The following is a 4,742-nucleotide window of genomic DNA, read 5'->3' as shown; positions in this document are numbered from 1 at the left end:
ATCCTGCTCCAGAACTGTTAAGTGTCGATTACTTCACTTTGATGAAAGACTACAAGCAGGCACTGGAATCTCTTGATCATTTGACTGCCGCGCTCAAAACCGTTGACCCCTTTCTTTACTCCCTGCGTGCAGGAATCCTGATCGAAACAGGAGACATTAACTTAGCCGGTAAATACGCCGGCAAAGCAACCGAAATTGAACCGAACCTGCTGCACCCCTATCTGAACCTGATCAATATTTCCGTAATGCAAAATAACTTCGATGAAACCATCAAATACCTGGATACATTAAACACCAAGTTCGGTTTCGCCTACGAAGACCTCGATCTCAGCGAACTGGAAAACTTTGATAAGTTCACAGCATCTCCCCAGTTCAAAAAATGGCAAGCGAGCCAGCCGCCGGCAAGCCCGAAACCGTAGACTGTTATCGCGCCGTCGTCTGCTTCAAGTGTGGCAGTACATCGCATTTTTTAAGTGCCACCAGAGGATAAAACGTCCCGCTGTAAGTAATAAAATGCCAGCGATCGGTATTGAGCGACCGGGTCCACCAGCGGCCCGACTCACGTTGATGTGTCAGCAACCACTGAATTCCCTTTTGAATCTGCGGATCATCAGCGGGCACGCCACTTTCACGTAAGACAATAATCGCCAGCCCGGTCTGGTGGCCGTCGCTGGTCGGATTCTTCCAGACATTCCCCTTTTGATCAAACTCGGGTTCTTCGCGTAACTTCTCTGCACGATTACCACGTCCCCACGCTTCCGGAGCTGCAAAAGTTCGAATCGACCAGCCACCATCGGGCAACTGCTGTTTCCGGACCATCTCAATCAAGGCCTGCTTCTTCTCTGCACTGAGCAGATCCGGATATTGAGCCGCCGTCCACAATAAAATCAAACGACCATAATCGTGCGCGGGCTCGGTCTTCTGCAAATAGGCTTTGAGCCGATCCACGCCCGCTTGCAGGGGTTCCTCTTTCAGGTTTTCCAGCCAGCCTGGCGCAGAGGCAAGTGCCCGCGCTGCGACCGTAGCCCCCTGAAAGTTGCTCGACTCAAACGGAGGCCAGCAATCCAGATTTCCCCAACTCCCGTCTTGCGCCTGCAGGCTCAACATAAACCGCAGTGCTTCATCGGTCTCGGGCGATACTTTTTTGCTGACATGTCGATCCCACTCCGCCAGCCCGGCTGCGATATAAGCCACCTGCGTCGGTCGAATGCCGCTGAGCAGTTTTTCCTGATCCAGCGTTTTCATTTTTCGTAACTCCGAGACAAAAAAGTCACGATTTTCAATCGAAGGCGGCCCCAGTTCCAGCGTCAGTTCAGGACGGGAAAATAGATACAGACCATTCGTATGACAGCTCACACATTTCCGCTGCTTCGTCCAGGCAACCGACCCCTGCTCCAGATAACGGTCCGCCAGCTCCAGCGAAAACTCTTTGCGAATCGGCTCGTCAGCAGTCGCTTCAGGAATCGCGATCTGCTCATAATGATACTGATATTTCTGCTCTTTCGTTTCCGGCGTCTGAGCCATCGCCCATGAACAACAGACACAAGTCACCACGCCAAACGATACGACTCTGAAACGGCCCATCAACGTGGCTCCCTGAAAAAGTTCTGACTCGGTTGACCTGAAGCTTCTGCTCTCTGCAATGCAGCAGCGCAATGAATCAGCATATCTACATGTATTCCATTCCACCACTCAAAACAGAAAAATGACGCCGCCACCAGACAATCGTTCCCGGGTAACACATAATGAAATCTCTGTTTCCGCAATTCTCAAACGGCATTTCCCCCTCAATTCACGGTTATGCGTGAATCAAGAAAATGAAAAATCACAGCTGATTCCTAATTCCTTACCCGGCAGGAAGTTACAAAAAACGAGTTCTCTCATCCGCGCATAAATAAAATTTCACTTCCGCTGTAAGCTACTATGATATTTGCACTTGCAACAAAACACAGAATAAGACATTGCGACATTAAATGCGCTTAAATGTGCCATCAAAAACCAGCGTCAGCCGATCTGTGAAACGAAATGAAGCGGTGTTAAAAAGTGAAAGGGGTTGAAAAGGTGTCACCTTTTTAACGGCACACCCGCACTCGGGTATTTTACCAGAAGAGACGGCCCGGTAAATTCGAATCTCCCCGCAGAGAGACTCAACTGATCAGTCGACCTTCGAACTCAGCCACCGTCTCCCAACCAGCTGGCTGGAAGACGGGTCTGAACCGGACTCCTTCGAGCGAACGCCACAGCCGTTTTTAGAATTCACCTACAACCTGTCCATCATCACGCACGGCAAGTCGCTGAAACGTCGAATCGATATCCTGCACATGGGTCGCCACGGAAACAGTCCCTCTCTTATAGTCGATGTTCTCGCTGAGAAAGTGAACCGAACCATCGCAGAACACGAAATGGGCGCCGCCGACATGGTTGCTGCTGAAACCGCGCACGTCATGCTCGGCCCCCGCAACCGCATTGATCCCATTATAGGTCAGACCAAGCACAGCCATCCCGTTCCCCTTCCGGGCATAACTGCTGCTCTGCACATTGTTGGACGCCGAAAACCCGATCACGTTGGCGCCACCAATCTTGTTCGCCCCCTTGTAAATATAGGCTCTTTCGCCGACGAGGATCGTGTTACTGCTTCCGTCTAAGATATCGCGAAAACGGATACTCGAGTTCGCATAACCAACCCCATGAGCCGGACCATACGAAATCGCATACACGGGAGGCGTGGTACTGTCCCAGGCATTTGCCATCATCACATAATCCGACCGGGCGATCTGGTAGGCAGTGGTGCCGTCGGTCACATTGAAGTCATAGTTATCGGAAGCCGACGCAAAATCATTCAGGTTCGGCCCCGGATCAGAAGGACAGAGAAAAACGGGCATCGGCGACTGCAACGCTTGACGCACGGTCGCATTCGCCAGATTTTGATCCAGCGTCACACTTCCCGCATTGAGTAAATTGTACAACGGAGCCTGATCGATATAAGGCAGCAGGAACGTTGCCCAGCCGTAAACCCCGAGTTCCCCCTGATTACATCCGGACCAGAGCGCTGCAGAACTGCACGGCGTTTTGGTGATATAACCCGGCGGAAGCGTGTTAAAGGCATCATGGTAATTATGCATGGCCAGGCCGATCTGTTTCATGCTGTTCTTACACTGCGACCGGCGGGCGGCCTCGCGCGCCTGTTGTACGGCCGGTAACAGCAGCGCAATCAGAATGGCAATGATCGCAATCACAACTAATAATTCAATCAGCGTGAACCCACGCGTATGATTTGTCCGATTTTTTTTCATCCCGACTCTCCTGAGAGTAATTAACATAAAAAATATCAAGCGCGCATAAAAATAGACGAAGGCTCGTCATAGCGGGTTTTTACTTAGACTTCATTTCAATATCGAATATGTTATCGCCTGGTTTCACCTCCAGTTTCAGTTCACTTTTGGAGCCGTACTTTGCAGGGATCGCTGGTCCGGATTCGTCAATCCCCCATTCAACCCGGACGCTGCACGGGCCGAGCTTGACCCCCTTTTCATCAATCAGATACAGCGCTTCGTAAACCCCCTCGGGATTCGCTTTGGCCGTCGAGGTTCGCCCCTGCTCGGGTTCGAATAAGAGGCTCACGCCGGGGAGGGGTTTACCGTCCAGAGTAACGGCCCCATGAACCTGCCCCAGTTCGGGCATATCCGGGGCACGCTCACTGCACCCCACGCCTATGACAACCATCACTGCAAAAGCCGCTGCCGACATCAAACGTGTCACGGTTTTCCTTTCATACGACTGCGCAGCGCAAAACCACATCAGAATTGAGTGGAGAAACCGGCAAAATCGAGTAGATTCAAGAGAAATGAGGAAAACGTCTTTTTTTGCAGAGCGCGACTTAATGTTAAGATCCCATTAAGATAAGACACAGCTAGTATCTAGAGCCTCACACAAAAAAGCAAGAAAATAATTTCTTATTGCACAGTTTTTGTTTTCTCTATCATTACAGACGTTTCTGTCGGCAGTTGCTCACCGAGACCGCAAAATTATTTTACCCGCCCCCCGTAACACGTTACGATACAATCAGATTCAAATCCCCTTCGTTCGACGGCGTCAATTCTTGACAAAAAAGGAATCCGACCATGCAAACGCTCCTGCAACGTCTACTGGTAATCACACTGATCAGCACCAGCGCAACGATCGCCGTGGGTCAAGACTCAACACAGCCAAATAACGTGGAGCCAGTTCTGGTCCAAAGCCAGGGCCTGATTTTCCTCGTCCCCCAGTCCCGTAATAAACTCATGGCTTACAGCACCCTCACGAACTCCTGGAGCGACACCGAGATTGCCATCGAGCAATCATCGATCCCCTTACTCAAGATTCAGCCGATCGTCTCGAACACACTGGCAGCCTGTCAGATCGGTCAGGAACTCCATGCCTACTCAGCCAAAACCGGCCTCTGGGCCAAATTGAGATTACCGCAAGACTGCAAAATCAGCTTTTCGGTCGGCGATAACCTGATCACAGTTTACGTCAAAACCGAAGCGGGAGTGCAGCTCTATGTCTTCGGCGAACAGGCCAAGGCCTGGTCCGGAGTCGATCTCGCCACCGGAGAACAAGCCCCCATCGGCGAAGCAAAACAGTAGCCGCGGACACAAAATACTTCCCCCCTTTTTATCTTCTCATCAGTAAAGGTTCGCCGTGTAACTTTGGGTTTAGATTTTGAATTCGACTGCTGCTTGCTCATGTTGTTCCTCCTCAGA

Annotated in this window: 5 protein-coding genes; 2 read left to right on the top strand and 3 right to left on the bottom strand. The window is 51.0% G+C overall.

What is annotated here, in order from left to right:
• The coding region (locus tag Q0294_RS06530) for a hypothetical protein (RefSeq protein ID WP_299462177.1) at window positions 1-419 on the top strand (419 nt) is incomplete at its 5' end.
• A gap of 4 nt (window positions 420-423) precedes the next feature.
• Here Q0294_RS06530 and Q0294_RS06525 read toward each other — a convergent pair.
• From Q0294_RS06525 to Q0294_RS06515, 3 genes are all read right to left on the bottom strand, one after another.
• On the bottom strand, window positions 424-1,584 hold the full coding sequence (locus tag Q0294_RS06525; protein ID WP_299462174.1) for a prenyltransferase/squalene oxidase repeat-containing protein: 1,161 nt from the start codon (window positions 1,582-1,584) through the stop codon (window positions 424-426).
• A 665-nt stretch (window positions 1,585-2,249) separates the two neighbouring features.
• Complete coding sequence (locus tag Q0294_RS06520) at window positions 2,250-3,293, bottom strand: DUF1559 domain-containing protein (protein WP_299462172.1); 1,044 nt, start codon at window positions 3,291-3,293, stop codon at window positions 2,250-2,252.
• 79 nt (window positions 3,294-3,372) lie between these two features.
• Window positions 3,373-3,759: a hypothetical protein gene (locus Q0294_RS06515; RefSeq protein WP_299462169.1), complete on the bottom strand. Its 387-nt coding sequence runs from the start codon at window positions 3,757-3,759 to the stop codon at window positions 3,373-3,375.
• Between the two features lie 362 nt (window positions 3,760-4,121).
• On the opposite strand from Q0294_RS06515, the gene Q0294_RS06510 reads away from it, so the two are divergent.
• On the top strand, window positions 4,122-4,625 hold the full coding sequence (locus Q0294_RS06510) for a hypothetical protein (protein ID WP_299462166.1): 504 nt from the start codon (window positions 4,122-4,124) through the stop codon (window positions 4,623-4,625).
• The last annotated feature ends 117 nt before the right edge of the window (window positions 4,626-4,742 follow it).

Source organism: uncultured Gimesia sp. (assembly GCF_937919775.1).
Lineage (GTDB): Bacteria > Planctomycetota > Planctomycetia > Planctomycetales > Planctomycetaceae > Gimesia.
The sequence above is the reverse complement of the archived record's forward strand: the minus strand, read 5'-3'. Positions and strand labels throughout refer to the sequence as shown.